This is a genomic window from Streptomyces genisteinicus (genome assembly GCF_014489615.1).
Classification (GTDB): Bacteria; Actinomycetota; Actinomycetes; order Streptomycetales; family Streptomycetaceae; genus Streptomyces; species Streptomyces genisteinicus.
Genome location: NZ_CP060825.1, coordinates 4,750,192 through 4,771,106, shown reverse-complemented (window position 1 = coordinate 4,771,106; position 20,915 = coordinate 4,750,192). Strand labels below are relative to the sequence as shown.

Annotated in this window: 14 protein-coding genes; 6 read left to right on the top strand and 8 right to left on the bottom strand. The window is 71.7% G+C overall.

What is annotated here, in order from left to right:
- Positions 1–10: 10 nt before the first annotated feature.
- The 7 genes from IAG43_RS20875 to IAG43_RS20845 form a co-directional block, all read right to left on the bottom strand.
- Entirely contained in the window at positions 11–1,159 is a 1,149-nt protein-coding gene (locus tag IAG43_RS20875; RefSeq protein WP_187742223.1) for an ABC transporter ATP-binding protein, read from the bottom strand.
- Complete coding sequence (locus IAG43_RS20870) at positions 1,152–2,210, bottom strand: ABC transporter ATP-binding protein (protein WP_187742222.1); 1,059 nt, start codon at positions 2,208–2,210, stop codon at positions 1,152–1,154. The genes IAG43_RS20875 and IAG43_RS20870 overlap by 8 nt, the downstream gene beginning before the upstream one ends.
- Before the next feature lie 11 nt (positions 2,211–2,221).
- On the bottom strand, positions 2,222–3,193 hold the full coding sequence (locus IAG43_RS20865; protein WP_187742221.1) for an ABC transporter permease: 972 nt from the start codon (positions 3,191–3,193) through the stop codon (positions 2,222–2,224).
- Entirely contained in the window at positions 3,186–4,115 is a 930-nt protein-coding gene (locus IAG43_RS20860) for an ABC transporter permease (RefSeq protein WP_187742220.1), read from the bottom strand. The genes IAG43_RS20865 and IAG43_RS20860 overlap by 8 nt, the downstream gene beginning before the upstream one ends.
- A 129-nt stretch (positions 4,116–4,244) precedes the next feature.
- Positions 4,245–5,867, bottom strand: a complete 1,623-nt coding sequence (locus IAG43_RS20855; RefSeq protein WP_187742219.1) for a peptide ABC transporter substrate-binding protein — start codon at positions 5,865–5,867, stop codon at positions 4,245–4,247.
- Positions 5,868–6,352: 485 nt separating this feature from the next.
- Entirely contained in the window at positions 6,353–8,254 is a 1,902-nt protein-coding gene (gene typA / locus IAG43_RS20850; RefSeq protein WP_187742218.1) for a translational GTPase TypA, read from the bottom strand.
- Positions 8,255–8,532: 278 nt separating this feature from the next.
- Positions 8,533–10,899, bottom strand: a complete 2,367-nt coding sequence (locus IAG43_RS20845; protein WP_187742217.1) for an ABC transporter family substrate-binding protein — start codon at positions 10,897–10,899, stop codon at positions 8,533–8,535.
- Between the two features lie 292 nt (positions 10,900–11,191).
- Here IAG43_RS20845 and IAG43_RS20840 point away from each other — a divergent pair, with 292 nt between their 5' ends.
- The 6 genes from IAG43_RS20840 (at position 11,192) to IAG43_RS20815 (ending at position 18,089) form a co-directional block, all read left to right on the top strand.
- Entirely contained in the window at positions 11,192–11,434 is a 243-nt protein-coding gene (locus IAG43_RS20840) for a hypothetical protein (protein ID WP_187742216.1), read from the top strand.
- Positions 11,435–11,487: 53 nt separating this feature from the next.
- Positions 11,488–12,309, top strand: a complete 822-nt coding sequence (locus tag IAG43_RS20835; protein WP_187742215.1) for a hypothetical protein — start codon at positions 11,488–11,490, stop codon at positions 12,307–12,309.
- 42 nt (positions 12,310–12,351) lie between these two features.
- A complete protein-coding gene (locus IAG43_RS20830; RefSeq protein WP_187742214.1) occupies positions 12,352–14,277 on the top strand; it encodes a fumarate reductase/succinate dehydrogenase flavoprotein subunit in 1,926 nt (641 codons plus the stop codon).
- A complete protein-coding gene (locus IAG43_RS20825) occupies positions 14,274–15,059 on the top strand; it encodes a succinate dehydrogenase/fumarate reductase iron-sulfur subunit (RefSeq protein ID WP_187742213.1) in 786 nt (261 codons plus the stop codon). Before IAG43_RS20830 ends, IAG43_RS20825 begins: the two co-directional genes overlap by 4 nt.
- Before the next feature lie 173 nt (positions 15,060–15,232).
- Entirely contained in the window at positions 15,233–17,320 is a 2,088-nt protein-coding gene (locus IAG43_RS20820; protein WP_187742212.1) for a TPM domain-containing protein, read from the top strand.
- 58 nt (positions 17,321–17,378) lie between these two features.
- Complete coding sequence (locus IAG43_RS20815; RefSeq protein ID WP_187742211.1) at positions 17,379–18,089, top strand: PspA/IM30 family protein; 711 nt, start codon at positions 17,379–17,381, stop codon at positions 18,087–18,089.
- 157 nt (positions 18,090–18,246) lie between these two features.
- Here the strand turns inward: IAG43_RS20815 and IAG43_RS20810 are convergent, their stop codons facing one another.
- The gene (locus IAG43_RS20810; protein ID WP_187742210.1) at positions 18,247–20,829 is read right to left on the bottom strand and encodes a SpoIIE family protein phosphatase; all 2,583 of its coding nucleotides are present in this window, start codon (positions 20,827–20,829) and stop codon (positions 18,247–18,249) included.
- Positions 20,830–20,915: the final 86 nt, after the last annotated feature.

Below are 20,915 nucleotides of genomic sequence, written 5' to 3'. Positions count from 1 at the left end.
CGAGCCGGTGTCAGCCGGCGTGCACGACGTCCTTCTCCTCGGCGAAGTGGCACGCCGACTCGTGGGCCGCCGGGGTGTCCTGGCCGGCGAAGCGCTCCGGGACCGCCAGCAGCGGGACCTCGGTGGAGCAGCGGTCCTCGGCCTTCCAGCAGCGGGTGCGGAAGCGGCAGCCCGACGGCGGGTTGGCCGGCGACGGGACGTCGCCGGTGAGGATGATCCGCTCCCGGCCCTCACGGGCGGCCGGGTCCGGGACGGGGACGGCCGACAGCAGCGCCTGGGTGTAGGGGTGCGTCGGGTGGTCGTAGATCTGGACGTCCGTCCCGATCTCGGCCATCTTGCCGAGGTACATCACGCCGACCCGGTCCGAGATGTGCCGGACGATCGACAGGTCGTGGGCGATGAAGATGTAGGACAGGTTGAACTCGTCCTGCAGCTTCTCCATCAGGTTGATGACCTGTGCCTGGACCGACACGTCCAGCGCGGAGACCGGCTCGTCGCAGATGATGATCTCGGGGTTGAGCGCGAGACCGCGGGCGATGCCGATGCGCTGGCGCTGACCGCCGGAGAACTGGTGCGGGTACCGGTGGATGTACTCGGGGTTGAGACCCACGACCTCCAGCAGGTCCTGCACCTTCTTGCGGCGGTCGCCCTTCGGGGCCACCTCGGGGTGGATCTCGAACGGCTCCCCGATGATGTCGCCGACCGTCATCCTCGGGTTGAGCGAGGTGTACGGGTCCTGGAAGACCATCTGGATGTTGCGGCGGACGGCCTTCAGCGCGCGCCCGGACAGCTTGGTGATGTCCTGGCCCTTGTAGAAGACCTCGCCGGCGGTCGCCTGCTCCAGCGTCATCAGCAGCTTGGCGACGGTCGACTTGCCGCAGCCGGACTCGCCGACGATGCCGAGGGTCTCGCCCTGGTACAGGTCGAAGGAGATCCCGTCGACGGCCTTGACCGCGCCGACCTGCTTCTTGAAGAGGATGCCCTGGGTCAGCGGGAAGTGCTTGACCAGGTTGCGGACCTGGAGGATCGGCTCGCCGCGCTCGACGGTCGCGTCCAGGGCGGCGACGGCCGCCTCCTCGGTCGGAGCCGACACGGCGGCGACGTCGGTGACGTTCGGCGTCGCGTCCACGGCCTCGTTCGTCTTGTTGAGCTCAGCCATGGATCGTCTCCTTCCAGAAGTGGCACGCGCTTCCGCGGCCGGGCAGATCGCTGCCGTCCTGCTCGGTCACCGGCACGAGCGGCGGGACCTCGGTGCGGCAGATGTCGTCCGCCTTGGGGCAGCGCGGGTTGAAGGCGCAGCCGGTGGGGATCTTCAGCAGGTTGGGCGGCAGACCCTTGATCGCGTACAGCTCCTGGCCCTTCTGGTCCAGGCGCGGGATCGAGTCCAGCAGACCCCGGGTGTACGGGTGGGCCGGGCGCTTGTAGAGCTCGTGCACGGGGGCGGTCTCGACGATCCGTCCCGCGTACATGACCGCGATCTTGTCCGCGACGTCGGCGACGACGCCGAGGTCGTGGGTGATCAGGATCAGGCCCATGTTGTACTCGCGCTGGAGCTCGGCGAGCAGGTCCATGACCTGTGCCTGGACCGTCACGTCGAGGGCCGTGGTCGGCTCGTCGGCGATGATCAGGTCCGGCTCCAGGGCCAGCGCCATGGCGATCATGATGCGCTGGCGCATACCGCCGGAGAACTGGTGCGGGTAGTCGTTGACCCGGGCCTTGGCGGCCGGGATCTTGACCCGCTCCATGAGCTCGATGGACTTGGCCTTGGCCTCCTTCTTGGAGAGGCCCTGGTGCACCCGGAACATCTCGCCGAGCTGGTAGCCCACCGAGAGCACGGGGTTGAGCGAGGACAGCGCGTCCTGGAAGATCATGGCGATCTTGGAGCCGCGGATCTTCCGGCGCTCCTCGTTCGACATGGTCAGCAGGTCCTGGCCGCGGAAGAGCACCTCGCCCTTGGGGATGCGGCCGGGCGGCATGTCGAGGATGCCCATGATGGCCTGCGCCGTCACGGACTTGCCGGAGCCGGACTCGCCGAGGACGGCGAGCGTCTCACCGGCGGAGACGGTGTAGTTCACGCCGTTGACGGCCTTGGCCACGCCGTCGCGGGTGTGGAACTCGACGTGCAGGTCGCGCACTTCGAGCAGCGGACCGTCGTTGTCCCCGGCACCGCGGGGCGCGGGGACGGTGGAGGTCTTGTCGATGGTGGTCACGTACGCCTCCCTCAGCGCATCTTGGGGTCGAGGGCGTTGCGGACCGCATCGCCGAACATGAGGAACGCGAGCACCGTGATCGAGACCATCACCGAGGGGACGATCAGGACGTACGGGGCGTTGCGGAGCTGCTCGCGTCCACTGGCGACGTCGACGCCCCAGGAGACGGTCGGCTCGGCCAGGCCGACACCGAGGAAGGACAGCGTCGCCTCGGCCGCGATGTACCCGCCGAGCGCGATGGTCGCGACGACGATGATCGGGGCGAGCGCGTTGGGCAGGACGTGCTTGAGCAGGATGCGGGTGGTGGAGGCGCCGAGCGCCTTCGCGGCCACCACGTAGTCGGCCTGCTTGATGGTGATGACGGCACCGCGGGCGACACGGGCGATCTGGGTCCAGCCGAGGAAGACCAGGGCGAGGATGACGACCCAGATGGCGCGGTTCTCGAAGCTGGTCAGCACGACCAGCGCGCCGAGCAGGAACGGGATGCCCATGAAGATGTCGGTGACGCGCGACAGGATCGTGTCGGTGAAGCCGCCGAAGTAGCCGGCCAGCATGCCGACGACGGTGCCGAGCAGGGTCACCAGCGCGGTGACGCCGACGCCGACGATGATCGAGGCGCGGGCGCCGTAGATGACACGCGCGTAGATCGAGCGGCCCTGACCGTCGTAGCCGAACCAGTCGGGGGCGAAGAAGTGGCCCCAGTTCGGGTGCTGCAGGTAGTGCTTGGCGAGGTCGGCGTCACGCGGCGAGGCCGACGTGAACAGGCTCGGGAACGCCGCGATCAGCAGCAGCAGCAGGATCAGTGCGGCCGAGATCAGGAAGAGCGGCTTGCGGCGCAGGTCGCGCCAGGCGTCGGACCAGAGGCTGCGCGCCTTGTCCGGCTTGGCGGCACCGGCCGCGAGAGCGGCGTCCGGCCCGGCGGCGGTGATCGTGACCTTCTCGGTCTCGGTGGCGGCCGCGGTGTCTGCGGTCTTCTCAGGCATACCGGATCCTCGGGTCCAGGACCGCGTAGAGCAGGTCGACGAGCAGGCTGCAGAGCAGGTAGACGAGCACGATCAGCGAGGCGATGCCGACGACGGTGGCGCCCTCGCGGCGGAACAGCGCCTCGTAGATGGCGTCACCGACGCCCTGCACGTTGAAGATGCCCTCGGTGACGATGGCGCCCGTCATCAGGTTGCCGATGTCGGTGCCGAGGAAGGTGACCACGGGGACCAGCGAGTTGCGCATGAGGTGCACGCCGACGATGCGGCGGCGCGGGAGGCCCTTGGCGACCGCGGTGCGCATGTAGTCCGCCCGCAGGTTCTCCGCCATCGACGTACGGGTCAGACGGGCCACGTAGGCGAGGGAGAGCGAGCCGAGGACGATGGCCGGCAGTGCGAGGTCGCCGAAGTTCTCGGAGTCCTGCACCGTCGGGGTGATCCACTGCAGCTGGAAGGCGAACAGGTACTGCATCAGGTAGCCCAGCACGAAGGAGGGCATCGAGATCAGCACGAGCGTGAGGCCGAGCAGACCGCGGTCGCGGACCGACTCGGGCTTGAGGCCCGCCACGATGCCGAGGCCGATGCCGACGACGACCGTGAAGGTGAAGGCGAAGAGCGTCAGCCGGATGGTCACCGGGAAGGCGCGGCTGATGGTGTCGGCAATCGGGAGCCCACTGGCGATCTCGGTGCCGAAGTCACCCTGTACCAGCCCCCCGAGATAGTTGAGGTACTGGTGCCACAGCGGCAGGTCGAGGCCGAGCTCGTGCCGCTTCGCTTCGAGGATCGCCGGGTCGAACTGCTGTTCTCCCATGAGCGCTCTGACGGGGTCTCCGGGGAGCGCGTACATCATGGCGAAGATCAAGAGTGTTGACCCGATGAACACCGGGATCATCTGGAGCAGTCGTCGTGCGACGTAGCGCCCCATAGGTGCCTCCGTGAGGGGTTTTCTGGCCCGCGGGGCGCCGGCGCGCAGCACGACGCCCCCGGACCACCGCCGCCGCCGGGTGACCGACGGCGGCGGGTGATGGCCGAGTGGGGATGGGCCCGTCAAGCGTTACTTGACGGTGACTCCGGGCAGCTCGAGGTCGCCGTGGAAGTCGACCTTGACGTTGTCGACAGCCTTGCCGTGGCCACCGTTGATGCGGTAGTACCACAGCGGGATGGCGGGCATCTTCTCGAGCAGCTTCTTCTCGACCTCCTGGTAGCCCTTGACGGCCTCTTCCAGGGAGTTCGCCTTGTCGGCCGCGGCCATCAGACCGTCGATCTCCTTGTCGGAGAAGCGACCGTTGTTGGACTCGGCGCTCGTGTGGTAGAGCTCCTTGAGGAAGTTGACGTTGACCGGGTAGTCGGCCACCCAGCCACCGCGGTACATCGACTTGACCTGGTCGTTGTCACGAGCCTCGAGGTCGGTCGGGAAGTCCGGCTTGGCGTCGCCGACGCAGTCGACACCGGTCGCCTTGCGGATGGACTCGCAGACCGCGGTCACCCACTCCTTGTGGCCGCCGTCGCTGTTGTACTGGATGAACAGCTTGTTCTCCGGGACGCCGCCGCCCTCGGTGATGAGCTGCTTGGCCTTCTCCGGGTTGAACGTGAAGACGTCCGTACCCAGGTCCTGGTTGCCCTTGACCTGCGGCGGCGTGAAGCTCGTCGCGGGGGTACGGGTGTTGTTCAGGACGGTCTTGGTGATCGTGTCGCGGTCGATCGCCATCGACAGGCCCTGGAGGACCTTGGGGTCGATGTCCTTGAACGTCTTGGAGTAGAACGCCGGGACCAGCGACTGGATGGCCGCGTACGGCTGCTCGATGGCGCCGTCGCCCAGGTCCTGCTTGTACTTCGGCAGGTCCGTCGGGCCGACCTGGCGGATGATGTCCAGGTTGCCGGAGACGACGTCCTGGTACGCGGCCTCGAGGGTCGCGTAGTTCTTGAACTGGATGCCCTTGTTCTGCGCCTTGTTGGGGCCCTGGTAGTCAGGGTTGGCCGCAACCTGGATCAGCTTCTTGTGGGTCCACTTCTCGAACTTGTACGGGCCGTTGCCGACGGGCTTCTGGCCGAACGCCTTCGGGTCGTCGTAGAAGACCTTGGGCAGCGGGGCGAAGGTAGCGTAGCCCAGCTTGTAGTTGAAGTACGGGACCTTCTCGGCGAGCTCGATCGTGAAGGTGGTCTCGTCGACGACCTTCAGACCGGACATCTTGTCGGCCTTCGGGTCACCCTTCTCCGGGTGGACGTCGGCGTAGCCCGCGATGTCGGCGAACCAGAAGGAGTTCTGCTGGTTGTTCTTGATGTTGGCGTACCAGTTCCACGCGTCGACGTAGGACTGCGCGGTCACCGCCTCGCCGTTGTGGAACTTCCAGCCGGCCTTGAGCTTGACCGTCCACGTCTTCGAGTCGGTGGTCTCCACGGACTCGGCGTTGGTGTAGACGATGTTGCCCTGGGCGTCGAAGTCCAGCAGCTGGGTGAAGAGCGACTGAATGACGTACGAGCCGTTGGTCTCGTTCGTGTCCGCCGGGATCAGCGGCTTCTGCGGCTCGCCGACGTCGATCGAGACGTAGCCCGCGGGCTTGCCGGAGGCGCTGCCCTTGTCCTTGTCCGAGCCACTGTCGCTGCCACCACAGGCAGTCGCGGCCATGGCGACGACTATCGCACCCGCGACCCACTTGGCGCTCTTGGCACCACGCATGGGTTCCTCCTCATGAGTCCACTTATCACTACAAGAGGGGCACTGCCTGACGCGCCGACACCCCTGACGGCGCTGTGTCAATGCCCCGAGTGTGCTCGTGAGTCGGCGCTCCCCACAGCGCATGACCCATTGACCCGAGCTCAATGGAGCCAACTATTAAGTACGTCCGGGCCGTAAACCACACTTAAAGGGTCTCGTTTTGACAACATCAGCAGGGGCCCTCAGACCGAAATCCGGACAAAGCGAGCACAGACAGACACCCGCGAAACGGACCGTTAACACATGTTCCGGAGAGCGACGGTCGATATGCGGACACTCGGGTCGGCCAATCGACTTGACGAACGGGCCCGGCCCCTCGCGCTGTCCGCGAGGGGCCGGGCCTGGTGTATGCGGTTGTCCGGGACCTCTGCCGGCCCTCCCGGCCGCCGTGACGGCGCCGGGAGCCCCCAGGGCCCCGGAGGGCGCCCCGGGGGCGTGAGGACGCGTCAGCCGTGCTTGGCGCGCGAGGCCGAGCGGGCGCGCTCGCGCTGGTCGAGGACGACCTTGCGGATGCGGACGGCCTCCGGGGTCACCTCGACGCATTCGTCGTCGCGGCAGAACTCCAGCGACTGCTCCAGCGAGAGCTTGCGCGGGGGCACGATCGCCTCGAACGAGTCGGCGGAGGAGGAGCGCATGTTCGTGAGCTTCTTCTCCTTGGTGATGTTCACGTCCATGTCGTCGGAGCGGGAGTTCTCTCCGACGATCATGCCCTCGTACACCTCGGTGCCGGGGTCGGTGAACAGCACGCCGCGCTCCTGGAGGTTGGTCATCGCGAACGCGGTGACGGCGCCGGAGCGGTCGGCGACCAGGGAGCCGTTGTTGCGCGTCTGGAGCGCGCCGAACCACGGCTCGTGGCCCTCGTGGATGGAGTGGGCGATGCCCGTGCCGCGGGTGTTGGTCAGGAACTCGGTCCGGAAGCCGATCAGACCGCGGGACGGGACGACGAACTCCATGCGGACCCAGCCGGAGCCGTGGTTGGACATGTTGTCCATCCGGCCCTTGCGGACGCCCATGAGCTGGGTGACGGCGCCCATGTGCTCCTCGGGCACGTCGATCGTCATGCGCTCGACGGGCTCGTGGATCTTGCCGTCGACCTCCTTGGTGACGACCTGGGGCTTGCCGATGGTCAGCTCGAAGCCCTCGCGGCGCATCTGCTCGACCAGGATGGCCAGCGCCAGCTCGCCGCGGCCCTGGACCTCCCAGGCGTCGGGACGCTCGGTGTCGAGGACGCGGAGCGAGACGTTGCCGATCAGCTCGCGGTCCAGCCGGTCCTTCACCTGACGGGCCGTGACCTTGCGGTCCTTGACCGCGTTCTTCGCGTCGGCGCCCTTGCCGGTGCCGCCGCGGCCGACCAGCGGCGAGGTGTTGGTGCCGATGGTCATGGAGATGGCCGGCTGGTCGACCGTGATCAGCGGGAGGGCGACCGGGTTCTCCGGGTCGGCCAGGGTCTCGCCGATCATGATGTCGGGGATGCCGGCGACGGCGCAGATGTCACCGGGGCCGGCGACCTCGGCCGGCTTGCGGGTGAGCGCCTCGGTCATCATCAGCTCGGTGATGCGGACGTTGGCCACCGTGCCGTCCCGCTTGATCCACGCGACCGTCTGGCCCTTGCGCAGCTCCCCCTGCTCGACGCGGAGCAGCGCGATGCGGCCGAGGAAGTTGTCGGCGTCGAGGTTGGTGACGTGGGCCTGGAGCGGCGCGTCCTCCTCGTAGGCCGGGGCCGGGACGTGCTCCAGGATGGTGGAGAAGAACGGCTCCAGGTTGGTGGAGTCGGCGGGGACGGTGCCGTCCTCCGGCTTGGTCAGCGAGGCGATGCCGTCGCGGCCGCAGGCGTAGACGATCGGGAACTCGATCTGGTCCTCGTCGGCGTCCAGGTCGAGGAAGAGGTCGTAGGTCTCGTTGACGACCTCGTCGATCCGGGAGTCCGGGCGGTCCGTCTTGTTGATGCAGAGGATGACCGGCTTGCGCTGCTGGAGGGCCTTGCGCAGCACGAAGCGGGTCTGCGGGAGCGGACCCTCGGAGGCGTCCACCAGGAGGACGACGGCGTCGACCATCGACAGACCGCGCTCGACCTCGCCGCCGAAGTCGGCGTGGCCGGGGGTGTCGATGATGTTGATCGTGATCGGGGCCCCGCCGTCCTTGGGGTGGTACTTCACCGCCGTGTTCTTGGCGAGGATCGTGATGCCCTTCTCACGCTCCAGGTCGTTCGAGTCCATCATGCGGTCGTCGAGCTGCTGGTGGGCGGCGAAGGCACCGGCCTGCTTGAGCATGGCGTCGACGATGGTCGTCTTGCCGTGGTCGACGTGGGCGACGATGGCGACGTTGCGGATGTCGTGGCGCGTGGGCATGGGTGGCTTGCGCTTCTCTCGGATCGTGGGATGCGGCGTCAATTCCTCTTACGCCCGCCGGGCGGACGCGCCACGGCTGCTGTCCATGGTACGGGGCCGCCGCCGCGGGGGCCGTCCGGAACGGACGGGGCCCGGTGAAGGGGACGAGGATCACGCCGCGGGCGCGGGGGTGCGGGGCGCCGCGGGACTCGGGTCTGGGTGATCACGACCTTGCCCGCCGGCGATGCCGGCGGGCAAGGGAGTTGAGCCACTTCAGAGCTTGCGCAAGCGGTCCGGGGCTACTGCTTCCCCTCGCCGTTGACCTGCGCCTTCTTGTATCCGATGTGCTGGTGGGCCGGGGTCTTGAAGCCGAAGGCCCCGACGTTGGCCAGGGAGGAGCGCACCGCGACGAGCTCGGGCCGCTGGTAGAGGGGGATGGAGCCCGCCGCCGCCCAGATCCGGGCGTCTGCACGGCGCATCAGATCGCGTGCGGCGTCCTCGTTCAGCTCGCCCGCCGCCTGATCGAACAACTGATCGATATAGTCGCTGCCGACCCGGGTGTAGTTCTGTTCGACCAGCAGCGATCCGTCGGACGCGGGCTTGGGCTTGGCGTAGATCGGCCGGGCGTCGGTCGCCGGGTAGGCGCTCGACGGCCAGGAGTAGAGGGCCAGGTCGTAGTCGCCCGAGGCCACGTGGTCCTTGAAGTAGCTCTCGTCGTCGACCTTGACGATCTCGGTGCGGATGCCGACCCGCTGCAGCATCCGCGCGATCTTGTCGCCGACCGAGCGCAGCACCTGCGAGCCCGGTCCCGACGGGAGCACGAACCGCAGGGACAGGGCCTTGCCGTCCTTGCCGACGGCGCCGCCGGCCGGTGCGGGCGCCGCGCTGCCGCGCGGGGCGTAGGCCCCGGCCACCCCGTCGCCGCGGTGCGGGCCGCCCGCCGCCGCGGCGTCCTGCCCGTCGGCCACGGCACGGGCCTGCCGCTCCAGGGCGAGGCTGTGGAGGGCCGCGGCCGGGGCGGGAGCGAGGACGTGGACGGCGCCCGGCGCGCGGTCGCGGAGCCGGGCGTCGGTGGCGGGCTTGCCGTCGCCGACGATGTAGAGGCCGTCGTCGGACGCGGCGCCCGAGGCACGGGCGGACGGCGTCGCGGCGCGGTCGCCCCGCTCACCGCCGTCCTCCTTCGCGCCGTCCTGGGCCGCGGCGCCCTTCGCACCCTCCCGCCCGCCCGACGGCGAGGCGCTGCCCGAGGGGCCCCGGCCGGCTCCGGCCTCGGCCGGCTCCGGCTTCTGCCGTGCACCGCCGGGGGTCCAGCCCGCGTCGGCGAGCAGCCCCTGGGCCTCCTGGGTGCTCTGCTTGCCGAGCGCCCCGCTGCTGTCCTTGTAGAGCGGCTGCCCGGCGAGGGCCAGGTGGCTGCCGGGCGGGTCGGCGGGCAGCCCGAGCGGCGCGAGCACCGTCTCGGCCAGTTCCTCCCGGTCGAGGGCACGGGCGACGGCGCGGCGCACCCGCTCGTCGGCGAGCGGGCCGTTCTCCCCGTTCATGGCGAGCTGGGTGTACGCCGGCTCCAGCGACTTGCGGACCCGGAAGGCGCGCAGCGCCGACTGCTCCTCCGCGTACTTCTGACGCGCCTCGGCCGTCCGCTCGCGGGTCGCGCGGGCGGATTCGGCGAGGCTCTCGTCGGAGCCGTGGGCCAGCGCCCAGGAGCGGAGGGCGGCGGAGGGGGTGGTGTCCGCACCCGGGCCGTGGGCGACGGGCTTGCCGCCGCGGCCGGCGTCCTTCGCCGCGTAGGCGATGCGCTCGGCGCCCGACGGGTCGATCTCGGCCACGTCCAGGGTGCCCTTCGCGAGGGCGGCGACCCGCTCGTCGCGGGGCACCGCGGCGAGGACCAGGCTCTCCAGTTTGGCCCGCTGCCCCCACCAGCGGGGATTGCGCACCAGGGTGGTGCTCTTCGCCCCGGCGTCGACCTTCTGCACCCGGAAGGGCCCGGCTGTGGCGGCGAGCGCGGTGCGGGCCCGCTCGTTGAAGGCGGCCGGGGTGGCGGTCACCTCCTTGGGGTACAGGGGCGTGAACAGCGAGCGCCAGTCCGCGTACGGCTTGCTGAAGGTGACCTTGACCTCCAGGTCGCTGGAGCCCCGCTCGACCCGGTCGATGCGCTCGTACCCGGCGTTGCGCGCGGTCCAGAAAGCGGAGTCCTTGCCGCTCAGAGCCCGCCACTGGGCGAGGAAGTCGGGTGCTCCGATCTCCCTGCCGTCGCTCCAGACGGCCTGCTGGTTGAGCTTGTAGAGGACGACCTGCTTCGGTTCCCGCTCGACGACCTCGGCCGACTCCAGGTAGTCGGGGTTGCGCTGGGGGCGGCCGCGTTCGTCGACCGTGAAGAGCGCCGGGAGCACGGCGTCCGCGATGCGGGCGGTCGTGGCGTCGGCGTCGGCCTGGAAGGCGTTGAGCGTGGCGGGCACCGAGTCCACGGCCCAGCGCACGGTGCCGCCGTCGGCGGTGGCGTCACGGCCGGCGGGCGCGATGTCCTGGGCCGGAGGCCTCGCCTTGCTCTCGTCGTCGGAGGAACTGCAGGCGGCGAGAGCGGGAAGGGCCAGAACGCCGCTGGTGAGCAGGGCCACGGAGCGGAGTCTTCGGGAGCATGTCCGCCCTCGGGGGGCCTCGACCTGGGACATGGCATGTACCTCTTAGTCCTGTTTCGTCGATTTTGGAGATGATCACACCGATTCCCCCACTCAAGTGGACGGAACGGCCGTGCCGGCGCAGACACGGCGGCGCTCGCCGCCGAGGCCACCCGGGCGGCTCAATCCCCCGAGCCCCCGGCTCCGGAGGCGGCCGGAAACCGATGCACCCGCGGTGCCGCCGGGGGCAATCGCGTACGTCCCCTTCACAACCCCGGATGTGACGCGCGACACTCTCAGGCGCATGGACGATGCCACCCGCACTCCGCGGAAGTGAGGACACGTCATGTCCCAGCAGGACGAGTTGACGGCGATGCGGCAGCACGTCGACGAGCTCACCCGGCGCGTCGGAAGGCTGGAGCAGGCCCTGGAGGCGGCCCTCGGGGGCGCCCCGCCCGCCCGGCCCGCCGCCCCCGGCCCGCCGGCGCCCCGGGACCTGGTCACCATCCCCGACACCCCGTACGACAGCACCCTGTGGACGGACTCGGACGACGAAGGCCTCGGCGCCCGCGACCGCCGCGCACCCTGACCCGCGCGCATCTCCCGGACCTCACCCGATCCCACTCCACCCCGGAGTCCCCGTTGGCCACAGGTACCGAACCACCGCCCGCCGGCACGGGCGTGCGCGGAGCCGGCCGGGCCGCCATCCGCGCCCGCCATCTGCGCACCGACCGCTGGTGGCTCGCCCCCGCCCTCACCGCGGCGGGGCTCCTCGCGTTCGTCGTCTACTCGTCCTGGCGTGCCTTCGCGAACGCCGGCTACTACGCGGCGCCCTACGTCTCGCCGTTCTACTCGCCCTGCCTCGCCGAGAACTGCGTCCCGATGAAGGGCGGGCCGAACTGGGAGGTCTTCGGCAGCTGGTGGGGGCTGTCGCCCGCGCTGCTGATCCTGGTCTTCCCGCTGGGCTTCCGGCTGACCTGCTACTACTACCGCAAGGCCTACTACCGGGGCTTCTGGGCGTCGCCCCCGGCCTGCGCGGTCGCCGAGCCGCACCGCAGGTACACCGGCGAGACCCGCTTCCCGCTGATCCTCCAGAACGCCCACCGGTACTTCTTCTACGCCGCGCTGCCGGTCGCCGCGATCCTCACCTACGACACCGTGCTGGCCTTCCGCGACGAGCACTACGCCTGGGGACACATGGGGCTCGGCACCGTGGTGCTGCTGGTGAACGCCGTGCTGATCTGGGCGTACACCCTCTCCTGCCACTCCTGCCGGCACATCGTCGGCGGCCGGCTGCGGCACTTCTCGCGGCATCCGGTGCGCTACCGGCTGTGGAGCTGGGCGGGCCGGCTCAACGCCCGCCACATGCAGCTGGCCTGGGCCTCGCTGTTCAGCGTCGGTCTCGCGGACCTCTACGTGTACCTCGTCGCCACCGGCGTCTTCGACGATCCGCGCTTCTTCTAGGCCCCAGCGGTTCCGGGCCCCTACGGAAGGTTGCCCTCCGGCATGACTCAGCTCGAACGCCAGCAGTGGGACGTGGTCATCGTGGGTGCGGGCGGCGCCGGCCTGCGCGCCGCGATCGAGGCGCGCGAGCGGGGCGCGCGCACCGCCGTGGTGTGCAAGTCGCTCTTCGGCAAGGCCCACACGGTCATGGCCGAGGGCGGTATCGCCGCGTCCATGGGCAACGTCAACGACCACGACTCCTGGCAGGTCCACTTCCGCGACACCATGCGCGGCGGGAAGTTCCTCAACCAGTGGCGGATGGCCGAGCTGCACGCCCGTGAGGCCCCCGAGCGGGTGTGGGAGCTGGAGACCTGGGGCGCGCTCTTCGACCGGACGGCGGACGGGCGGATATCCCAGCGGAACTTCGGCGGCCACGAGTACCCGCGCCTCGCCCACGTCGGCGACCGCACGGGCCTGGAGCTGATCCGCACCCTCCAGCAGAAGATCGTCTCGCTCCAGCAGGAGGACCGGGAGACGTACGGCGACCCGGAGGCGAGGCTCAAGGTCTTCCAGGAGTGCACGGTCACCCGGATCCTCAAGGACCCGGCGCCCGGGCGGGGCGGGGCGGTGGCCGGGACGTTCTGCTACGAGCGCGAGACCGGCCGCTTCTTCGTCCTGGAGGCGCCCGCCGTGGTGCTGGCCACCGGCGGCATCGGCAAGTCCTTCAAGGTGACCTCCAACTCCTGGGAGTACACGGGCGACGGCCACGCGCTGGCGCTGCTCGCGGGCGCGCCGCTGCTCAACATGGAGTTCGTGCAGTTCCACCCCACCGGGATGGTCTGGCCGCCGTCGGTGAAGGGGATCCTCGTCACCGAGTCGGTGCGCGGCGACGGCGGGGTGCTGCGCAACTCCGAGGGCCGGCGCTTCATGTTCGACTACGTGCCCGACGTCTTCAAGGAGAAGTACGCCGAGTCCGAGGAGGAGGGCGACCGCTGGTACGAGGACCCCGACGCCAACCGGCGCCCGCCCGAGCTGCTCCCCCGTGACGAGGTCGCCCGCGCGATCAACGCCGAGGTGAAGGCGGGCCGGGGCTCCCCGCACGGGGGCGTGTTCCTGGACGTCTCCACCCGGATGCCGGCCGAGACGATCCGCCGGCGGCTGCCGTCCATGTACCACCAGTTCAAGGAGCTGGCGGACGTCGACATCACCGCCGGGCCCATGGAGGTCGGGCCGACCTGCCACTACGTGATGGGCGGCATCGCCGTCGACTCGGACACCGCGGCGGCCGTCGGGGTACCGGGCCTGTTCGCGGCCGGCGAGGTGGCGGGCGGGATGCACGGCTCCAACCGCCTCGGCGGGAACTCCCTCTCCGACCTGCTCGTCTTCGGCCGCCGGGCCGGTCTGCACGCCGCCGCACTCGCCGCGGCGCACCCGGACCGGCCGTCGGTGGACGAGGCGGAGGTGGCGGCGGCCGCCGCCGAGGCGCTGGCCCCCTTCGGCGCCGCGACCGGCACCGAGGGCGCCCCGGAGAACCCGTACACCCTCCACCAGGAGCTCCAGCAGACGATGAACGACCTGGTGGGGATCATCCGGCGGGCCGGCGAGATGGAGCAGGCCCTCGAACGGCTGGCCGCGCTGCGCGAGCGGGCCGCCCGAGCCGGGGTGGAGGGGCACCGCCAGTTCAACCCCGGCTGGCACCTCGCCCTGGACCTGCGGAACATGCTGCTGGTCAGCGAGTGCGTCGCCCGCTCCGCGCTGGAGCGCACCGAGAGCCGCGGCGGCCACACCCGGGAGGACCACCCCGTCATGGAGCGGTCCTGGCGCCGGGTGAACCTGGTGTGCCGCCTCGCCCCGCCGCCGGGCGGCACGGACGGCGCCGCCGTCGTGCTCGAACGCCGGGAGACCGATCCCGTCCGCCCCGACCTGCTCGCCCTCTTCGAGAAGGAGGAGCTGGTCAAGTACCTCGCCGAAGAGGAGCTCACCGCATGAGCACGTACGACGCGCGCTTCCGGGTGTGGCGGGGCGACGCCGAGGGCGGCGGCCTGGAGGACTTCACCGTGGAGGTGAACGACGGCGAGGTGGTGCTCGACATCGTCCACCGGCTCCAGGCCACCCAGGCCCCCGACCTCGCCGTCCGCTGGAACTGCAAGGCGGGCAAGTGCGGCTCGTGCAGCGCGGAGATCAACGGCCGCCCCCGGCTGCTCTGCATGACCCGCATGTCGGTCTTCGACCGCGGGGAGACCGTCACGATCACCCCGCTGCGCGCCTTCCCCGTGGTGCGGGACCTGGTGACGGACGTGTCCTTCAACTACGCCAAGGCCCGCGAGATCCCCGCGTTCGTGCCCCCGGCCGGGCTGGAGCCCGGCGCCTACCGGATGCGTCAGGTGGACGTGGAGCGCTCGCAGGAGTTCCGCAAGTGCATCGAGTGCTTCCTGTGCCAGGACACCTGTCACGTGGTGCGCGACCACGAGGAGAACAAGGAGGCCTTCGCCGGGCCGCGCTTCCTGATGCGGGTGGCCGAGCTGGACATGCACCCGCTGGACGCCGCCGCCGAGCGGGGCCTGGACCGGCGGGCGACCGCGCAGGACGAGCACGGGCTCGGCTACTGCAACATCACCAAGTGCTGCACCGAGGTGTGCCCGGAGTCCATCGCCATCACCGACAACGCCCTGATCCCGCTGAAGGAGCGGGCCGTGGACCGCACGTACGACCCGCTGGTGTGGCTGGGGAACCGGATCCGGCGGCGCGGGGAGCGCGACGCGGAGTCGTAGGGCCCTGCCGTCCGGCGCGACGCGGAGGCGGAAGGCATCCCGTCCGGCGCGACGCGGAGGCGCAGGGCCTGCCGCCCGGATCGTGGCGGGCTCGCGCGCCCTGATCTGATCCGGACGAGAGACTCCAGCCCGTCCGGTCGCGGGCCCCCAAACACGGACATAGCCTCCCGTATGTGACACGGACAGCCACGCATGCCCTGCTCGCGGCACTGGTGGCGGCGTGGTGGCTGATCGTGCCCGCCGCCGTCGGCGCACGTGCCGACGACCCCGTCGAGCTCTCCCGGCAGGGACAGATCACCGACCGGGTCGACGCCCTCGGCGACCGCGAGCCCGCGGTCGCCACGGCCCTGGACCGCCTCTACGACGACCAGCGCCTCCAGCTGTTCGTGGTCTACGTGGACGGCTTCTCCGGCCTCGACGCCCCCCAGTGGGCCGCCCGCACGGCGGACCGCAACGGTCTCGGCGAGAGCGACGTCCTGCTCGCCGTCGCCACCGGGGACCGGCAGTACGCCTACTGGGTCGACGACGGCTCCCGGCTGACGGACGCACAGCTCGCCGACGTCGCGCGCACCGGCATCGAGCCGGCCCTGCGCGAGAACGACTGGGCGGGCGCGGCGATCGGCGCGGCCGACGGCTACGGGGCCGTCCTCGCCGGGCGGCCCGTCCCCGAGGTCGCCGTCACCCCCGGCGAGGCGGACCCCGGCGGCGCCGGAGCCGAGGTCGGCGCGGGCGACCTGGTGCTTCCCGTCGCGGTCGTCGGCGGCGCCGGCGCACTGGCCGCGTACGCCTGGGTCAAGCGGCGGCGGCGCACCGAGACCCGCACCACCCCCCGCGGCGGTCAGGAGGGCTGGGGCGAGGCGCGGCCCGTCCCGCTGGAGGAGCTCGACGGCCGGGCCCGGCAGGCCCTCGTCGACACCGACGACGCACTGCGCACCAGCCGGGAGGAGCTCGGCTTCGCCGTCGCCCAGTTCGGCGAGGAGGCGGCGAAGCCGTTCACCGCGGCGGTGGAGCAGGCCCAGGCGGAACTCACCAGCGCCTTCCGGGTGCGCCAGCAGCTCGACGACGCGTACCCGGAGGACGAGACGGGCCGCCGGGCCATGCTCGACGAGATCCTCGCCCGGTGCGCCGAGGCCAACCGCCGGCTCGACGCCGAGTCGGCCGACTTCGACCGGCTGCGCGACCTGGAGCGGAACGCGCCGCAGGCCCTGGCCGCGGCGCGCGCCGCGCTCGGCGGCGTCGACGGCCGGATGATCAGCGCCGGGGCGGCCCTCGGCGTGCTGCGCGAACGCTACGCGCCGACCGCCTCCGCGCCCGTCGGCGGAGCCGTGGACGAGGCGCAGGACCGGCTGGAGTTCGCCGCCCGCTCGCTCGACGAGGCGGACCGGGCTCTCGGCGCCGGTGAGCGCGGGGCGGCCGCCGTCCAGGTGCGCGCCGCCGAGGGCGCCGTCGCCCAGGCCGGGCTGCTGGTCGACGCGGTGGACCGCCGGGCCACGGAACTCGCGGAGGCCGCCGGCCGGCTGCCCGGGGCGCTCACCGAGACCGAGACCGACCTGGCGGAGGCGCGCGGACTCCTCGCCGGCACCCCGGAGGGGGTGTCCACCGCCGCCCTCCAGGGACGCGTCGCCCGTGCCGGGACGGTGGCCGAGGAGGTGCGGCGGGAGATCGAGGCGGGTCCGTACGACCCGATCGACGCCCTGCGCCGCGTGGAGGAGGCCGACGCGGCACTGGACGAGGCGCTGGCGTCCGCCCGCGAGGACGAACAGGGCACCCGCCGGGCCCGCGCGCTGCTGGACCGCGCGCTCCTCGGAGCCCGCGCGGCGGTCGGCGCGGCCGCCGACTACATCGCCACCCACCGGGGAGCCGTCGGCAGCGAGGCGCGCACCCGGCTCGCCGAGGCGCAGCGGCGGCTCGCACGGGCCGAGGCCCTGTCGGGCGGCGACGGCGGGACGGGAACGGATCCGCAGGCGGCGCTGCTGGAGGCGCAGCACGCGGACGCGATGGCCCAGCAGGCGCACACGCTCGCGGAGAACGACGTACGGGGTTACGGCTCCGGCTTCGGCGGCCCCGGGGGGTTCGGGGGGCCGGGCGGGTTCGGCGGCGGGGGGCGGGGCGGCGGCCTGGGCGGCGCGGTCCTCGGCGGGATCATCCTCGGCGGCGTGCTCGGCGGGGGCAGGGGGCCCGGCGGCGGGGGTTTCGGCGGCGGGCCGGGCAGCTTCGGCGGCGGGGGGACCCGCGGGCGGATGGGCGGCGGCCGCTTCTGACCACCCGCAGGCAGCGCCCCTGCGGTTCCTCGACACCGTGCACGCAAGGAGAGACCCGATGACCAAGCAGACCATCCTCGGCCGCGTGGCCCAGCTGGCGAAGGCCAACATCAACGCCCTGCTCGACCAGGCCGAGGATCCGCAGAAGATGCTCGACCAGCTGATCCGCGACTACGCGAACAACATCGCCGAGGCGGAGGCGGCCGTCGCCTCCACCATCGGCAATCTGCGGCTGCTGGAGCAGGACCACCGGGAGGACGTGGACGCCGCTAAGGAGTGGGGCGGCAAGGCGCTCGCGGCCAGCCGCAAGGCCGACGAACTGCGCGCGGCCGGGAAGGACGCCGAGGCGGACACCTTCGACAACCTGGCGAAGGTCGCGCTCGGCAGGCAGCTCGGGTCGGAGAAGGAGGCCCGTACCGCGGAGCCGTCCATCGCCTCGCAGACGGAGGTCGTCGACAAGCTCAAGACGGGCCTGACGCAGATGAAGGAGAAGCTGCGCGAGCTCCAGGCGAAGCGGGACGAGCTGGTGGCGCGTGCGACGTCCGCGCAGGCGCAGAACCGCATGATGGACGCGGTGAAGAGCATCGACGTCCTCGACCCGACCAGCGAGCTCAGCCGCTTCGAGGACAAGGTGCGCCGCGAGGAGGCACGGGCGATGGGGAAGCAGGAGCTGGCGGCGTCCTCCCTGGACGCGCAGTTCGAGCAGCTGGACGACGCGGAGGACGACGCGGAGATCGCGGCACGGCTGGCGGCCCTGAAGGCCGCCTGACGCACGGGCGCGGGGGGCGCGGCGGCACCGGTACGGGCGCCGCCGCGCCCCCGCCGGCAGCACATGCGCGGTCGGGACGGGCGCCGGCCGGGGCAGGGGCGGTCAGCGCGGGGGCGGTCAGGGCAGGCACCGTCGGAACACGCTGAGCGGCGGGCCGTCAGAACATGCTGAGCAGCTGGTCCACCGTCGGCTCCGCGGGCTCCCCGTCCGGGAGGCCGAGTTCGAACCAGACCGTCTTGCCCCGCGGGGTGCGCCGTGAGCCCCAGCCCGCGCTGAGCAGGCCGACGAGCTGCAGTCCGCGGCCGCCCTCGTCGGTGTCGCGGGCCCTCCTGCGGCGCGGCTGGACCAGTCCCGCGTCCCACACCTCGCAGACGAGGGTGCGGTCGCGCAGCAGCCGGAGCCGGATCTCGCCCTCGCCGTAGCGCAGCGCGTTGGTGACGAGTTCGCTGACGAGCAGCTCGACCGTGTCCACCAGGCCCTCGAGGTCCCAGGAGACGAGCTGGGCGCGGGTCAGCTCGCGGGCGCGGCCCACCGAGCGCGGCTCGCGCGGCAGCCGCCAGTCGCCGACCGCCTCGGCCGGCAGCCCCTGGATACGGGCCATCAGCAGGGCGATGTCGTCCTCGCCGTGGCGGGTGTCGAGGCGGCCGAGCACCTGGTCGCAGACGTCCTCCAGGACCGGGCCGGGGTCCGTGAGGGCGTCGCGGAAGGCCTGCAGCCCCTCGTCGAGGGGGTGGTCGCGGGACTCGACCAGCCCGTCGGTGTAGAGCGCGAGCAGGGCGCCCTCCGGCAGCTCGACCTGCACTTCCTCGAAGGGTTCGCCGCCCACGCCGAGCGGCATCCCGGGCGGCACGTCGAGCAGCAGCGCCTCCTCGCCCGGTTCGACGAGGACGGGCGGCAGATGGCCGGCGTTGGCGAAGGTGCAGCGCCGGGTGACCGGGTCGTAGACGGCGTAGACGCAGGTGGCCAGGTAGACCTCGGAGAGGTCGGCCTCCCGGGAGCTGCCGGGGCGGGGCGGAGCGGCGGACGCTCCCGAGCGGCGGAGCTGGGAGGGCGTGCCGGGGCCCCCGAGCCCGCGGGCGATCTCGTCGAGCGCGGAGAGCACCTCGGCGGGCTCCAGGTCGAGCAGCGCCAGGGTGCGGACGGCGGTGCGCAGTTCGCCCATGGCGACGGCGGCGCGCAGGCCCCGGCCCATGACGTCGCCGACGACGAGGGCGGTGCGGTGCCCGGGGAGCTCGATGACGTCGAACCAGTCGCCGCCGACCTCGGTGGTCGTCGTGCCGGGCAGGTAGCGGCAGGCGATGTCGAGACCGGCCGCCTCCGGGTCGCCCGGGGGCAGCAGGCTGCGCTGGAGGATGAGGGCCCGCTCGTGCTCGCGGCGGTAGAGGCGGGCGTTGTCGATGCAGACGGCGGCGCGGGCGGCGAGTTCGACGGCGAGGGCGCGGTCGCGCTCGCCGAAGGGTTCGCTGCCCTTGGCCCGGGCGAACTGGACCAGGCCGACGACCGTGTCGTGGGCGACCATCGGCACGGCGAGCGTCGACTGCACGAGACTCCCCTCGCCGCCGGGGACGGTGCGCACGGTCGCGGTCCGCAGGGCCCCGGCGCAGGGCGAGTTGAACGGGAAGCGGTGGACCTCGCCGACCGCGGCCGGTGCGGAGCCGTCGGGCACGCAGTCGGGGGTGGTCAGCAGCGGGGCGTCGGAGACGGCGCTGGCGAAGGCGACCCGGCGCAGTGCGGCGCTGCCGCCGCCGTAGCTCTCGGCGTGCGCGGAGCCGTACTGGCCGGGCGGCGCCTCGTCGCCGGTGAGCAGGGACTGGTAGAGGTCGACGGAGGCCAGGTCGCAGAAGCCGGGCACGGCGACGTCGAGGAGTTCGCGGGCGGTGGTCTCCAGGTCCAGGGAGTTGCCGATGCGGGCGCCGGCCTCGTTGAGGATCGCGAGGTTGCGCCGGGCGTTGGCGGCCTCCCGGGCGGCGCTGTGACGGCGGGTCACGTCGGTGCCGAGTCCGGCCACGCCGACGGGCCTGCCGGATCCGCCGTGCACGCGGTAGAGGTTGATGGACCAGTGCCTGCGGTCGCTGCTGCCGGGGGCGGTGCCCGTGATCTGCAGGTCGGTGACGGGGTCGCCGGTCTCCAGGACGCGGCGCAGGGCGGCGTCCATCCGGTCGGCCTCGGGACGGGAGAGGTAGTCGTGGACCGTGCGTCCGCGGTGCTCCTCGGCGACACCGCCGAAGACGGCGGCGAACCGGCGGTTGGTCCGCTGCACGGTGAGATCGGTGCCGAAGAGCAGGAATCCGAAGGGAGATTGGCCGAATATCGCCTGCGATGCGGCGAGATCGCTCTCGATGCGGCGGAGTGCCCGTACATCGACGACGATGCAGACCGCTCCGGGCCGGCCGTCGCCCGTGTCGCTCGGCATCACGTAGATCTCGGCGATCCCCTCGGCGTGTTCACCGCCCGGGGCACGGAACGGGACGAGACCCGTCCACTCCCGGCCGTCGAGGATCTCGGCCACCGTGCGACGGGCGCGCGACCTCAGTTCGGCGGGGAGGAACGCCTGGACCGGGTCCTTGCCTCTGACCTGGTCGGCCGTGACGCCGAACAGTTCGGCGGCACGCCTGCTCCACTGGTCGACCAGGCCGTCGGCACCGATCGAGAACGACGCGACCTTGATGTAGTCGTAGATCGAGCCAGGCGGGCTGCTCTGCCACACGACGCCGCTCGCCGTCCCAGGTATCTCGCTCACGCGACCGTCCCCTCCAGCTCACCGCACCGGACCGGCCATGACCGCAGTATTCAGCACTACGGCCCGCGCCGACACGGCGTTCACGA

Coding starts and splice junctions, on each gene's coding strand:
- IAG43_RS20875 (WP_187742223.1), bottom strand. CDS start 1,159: ATGGCTGAGCTCAACAAGACGAACGAGGCCGTGGACGCGACGCCGAAC.
- typA (WP_187742218.1), bottom strand. CDS start 8,254: ATGCCCACGCGCCACGACATCCGCAACGTCGCCATCGTCGCCCACGTC.
- IAG43_RS20855 (WP_187742219.1), bottom strand. CDS start 5,867: ATGCGTGGTGCCAAGAGCGCCAAGTGGGTCGCGGGTGCGATAGTCGTC.
- IAG43_RS20865 (WP_187742221.1), bottom strand. CDS start 3,193: ATGCCTGAGAAGACCGCAGACACCGCGGCCGCCACCGAGACCGAGAAG.
- IAG43_RS20830 (WP_187742214.1), top strand. CDS start 12,352: ATGACTCAGCTCGAACGCCAGCAGTGGGACGTGGTCATCGTGGGTGCG.
- IAG43_RS20825 (WP_187742213.1), top strand. CDS start 14,274: ATGAGCACGTACGACGCGCGCTTCCGGGTGTGGCGGGGCGACGCCGAG.
- IAG43_RS20845 (WP_187742217.1), bottom strand. CDS start 10,899: ATGTCCCAGGTCGAGGCCCCCCGAGGGCGGACATGCTCCCGAAGACTC.
- IAG43_RS20815 (WP_187742211.1), top strand. CDS start 17,379: ATGACCAAGCAGACCATCCTCGGCCGCGTGGCCCAGCTGGCGAAGGCC.
- IAG43_RS20860 (WP_187742220.1), bottom strand. CDS start 4,115: ATGGGGCGCTACGTCGCACGACGACTGCTCCAGATGATCCCGGTGTTC.
- IAG43_RS20840 (WP_187742216.1), top strand. CDS start 11,192: ATGTCCCAGCAGGACGAGTTGACGGCGATGCGGCAGCACGTCGACGAG.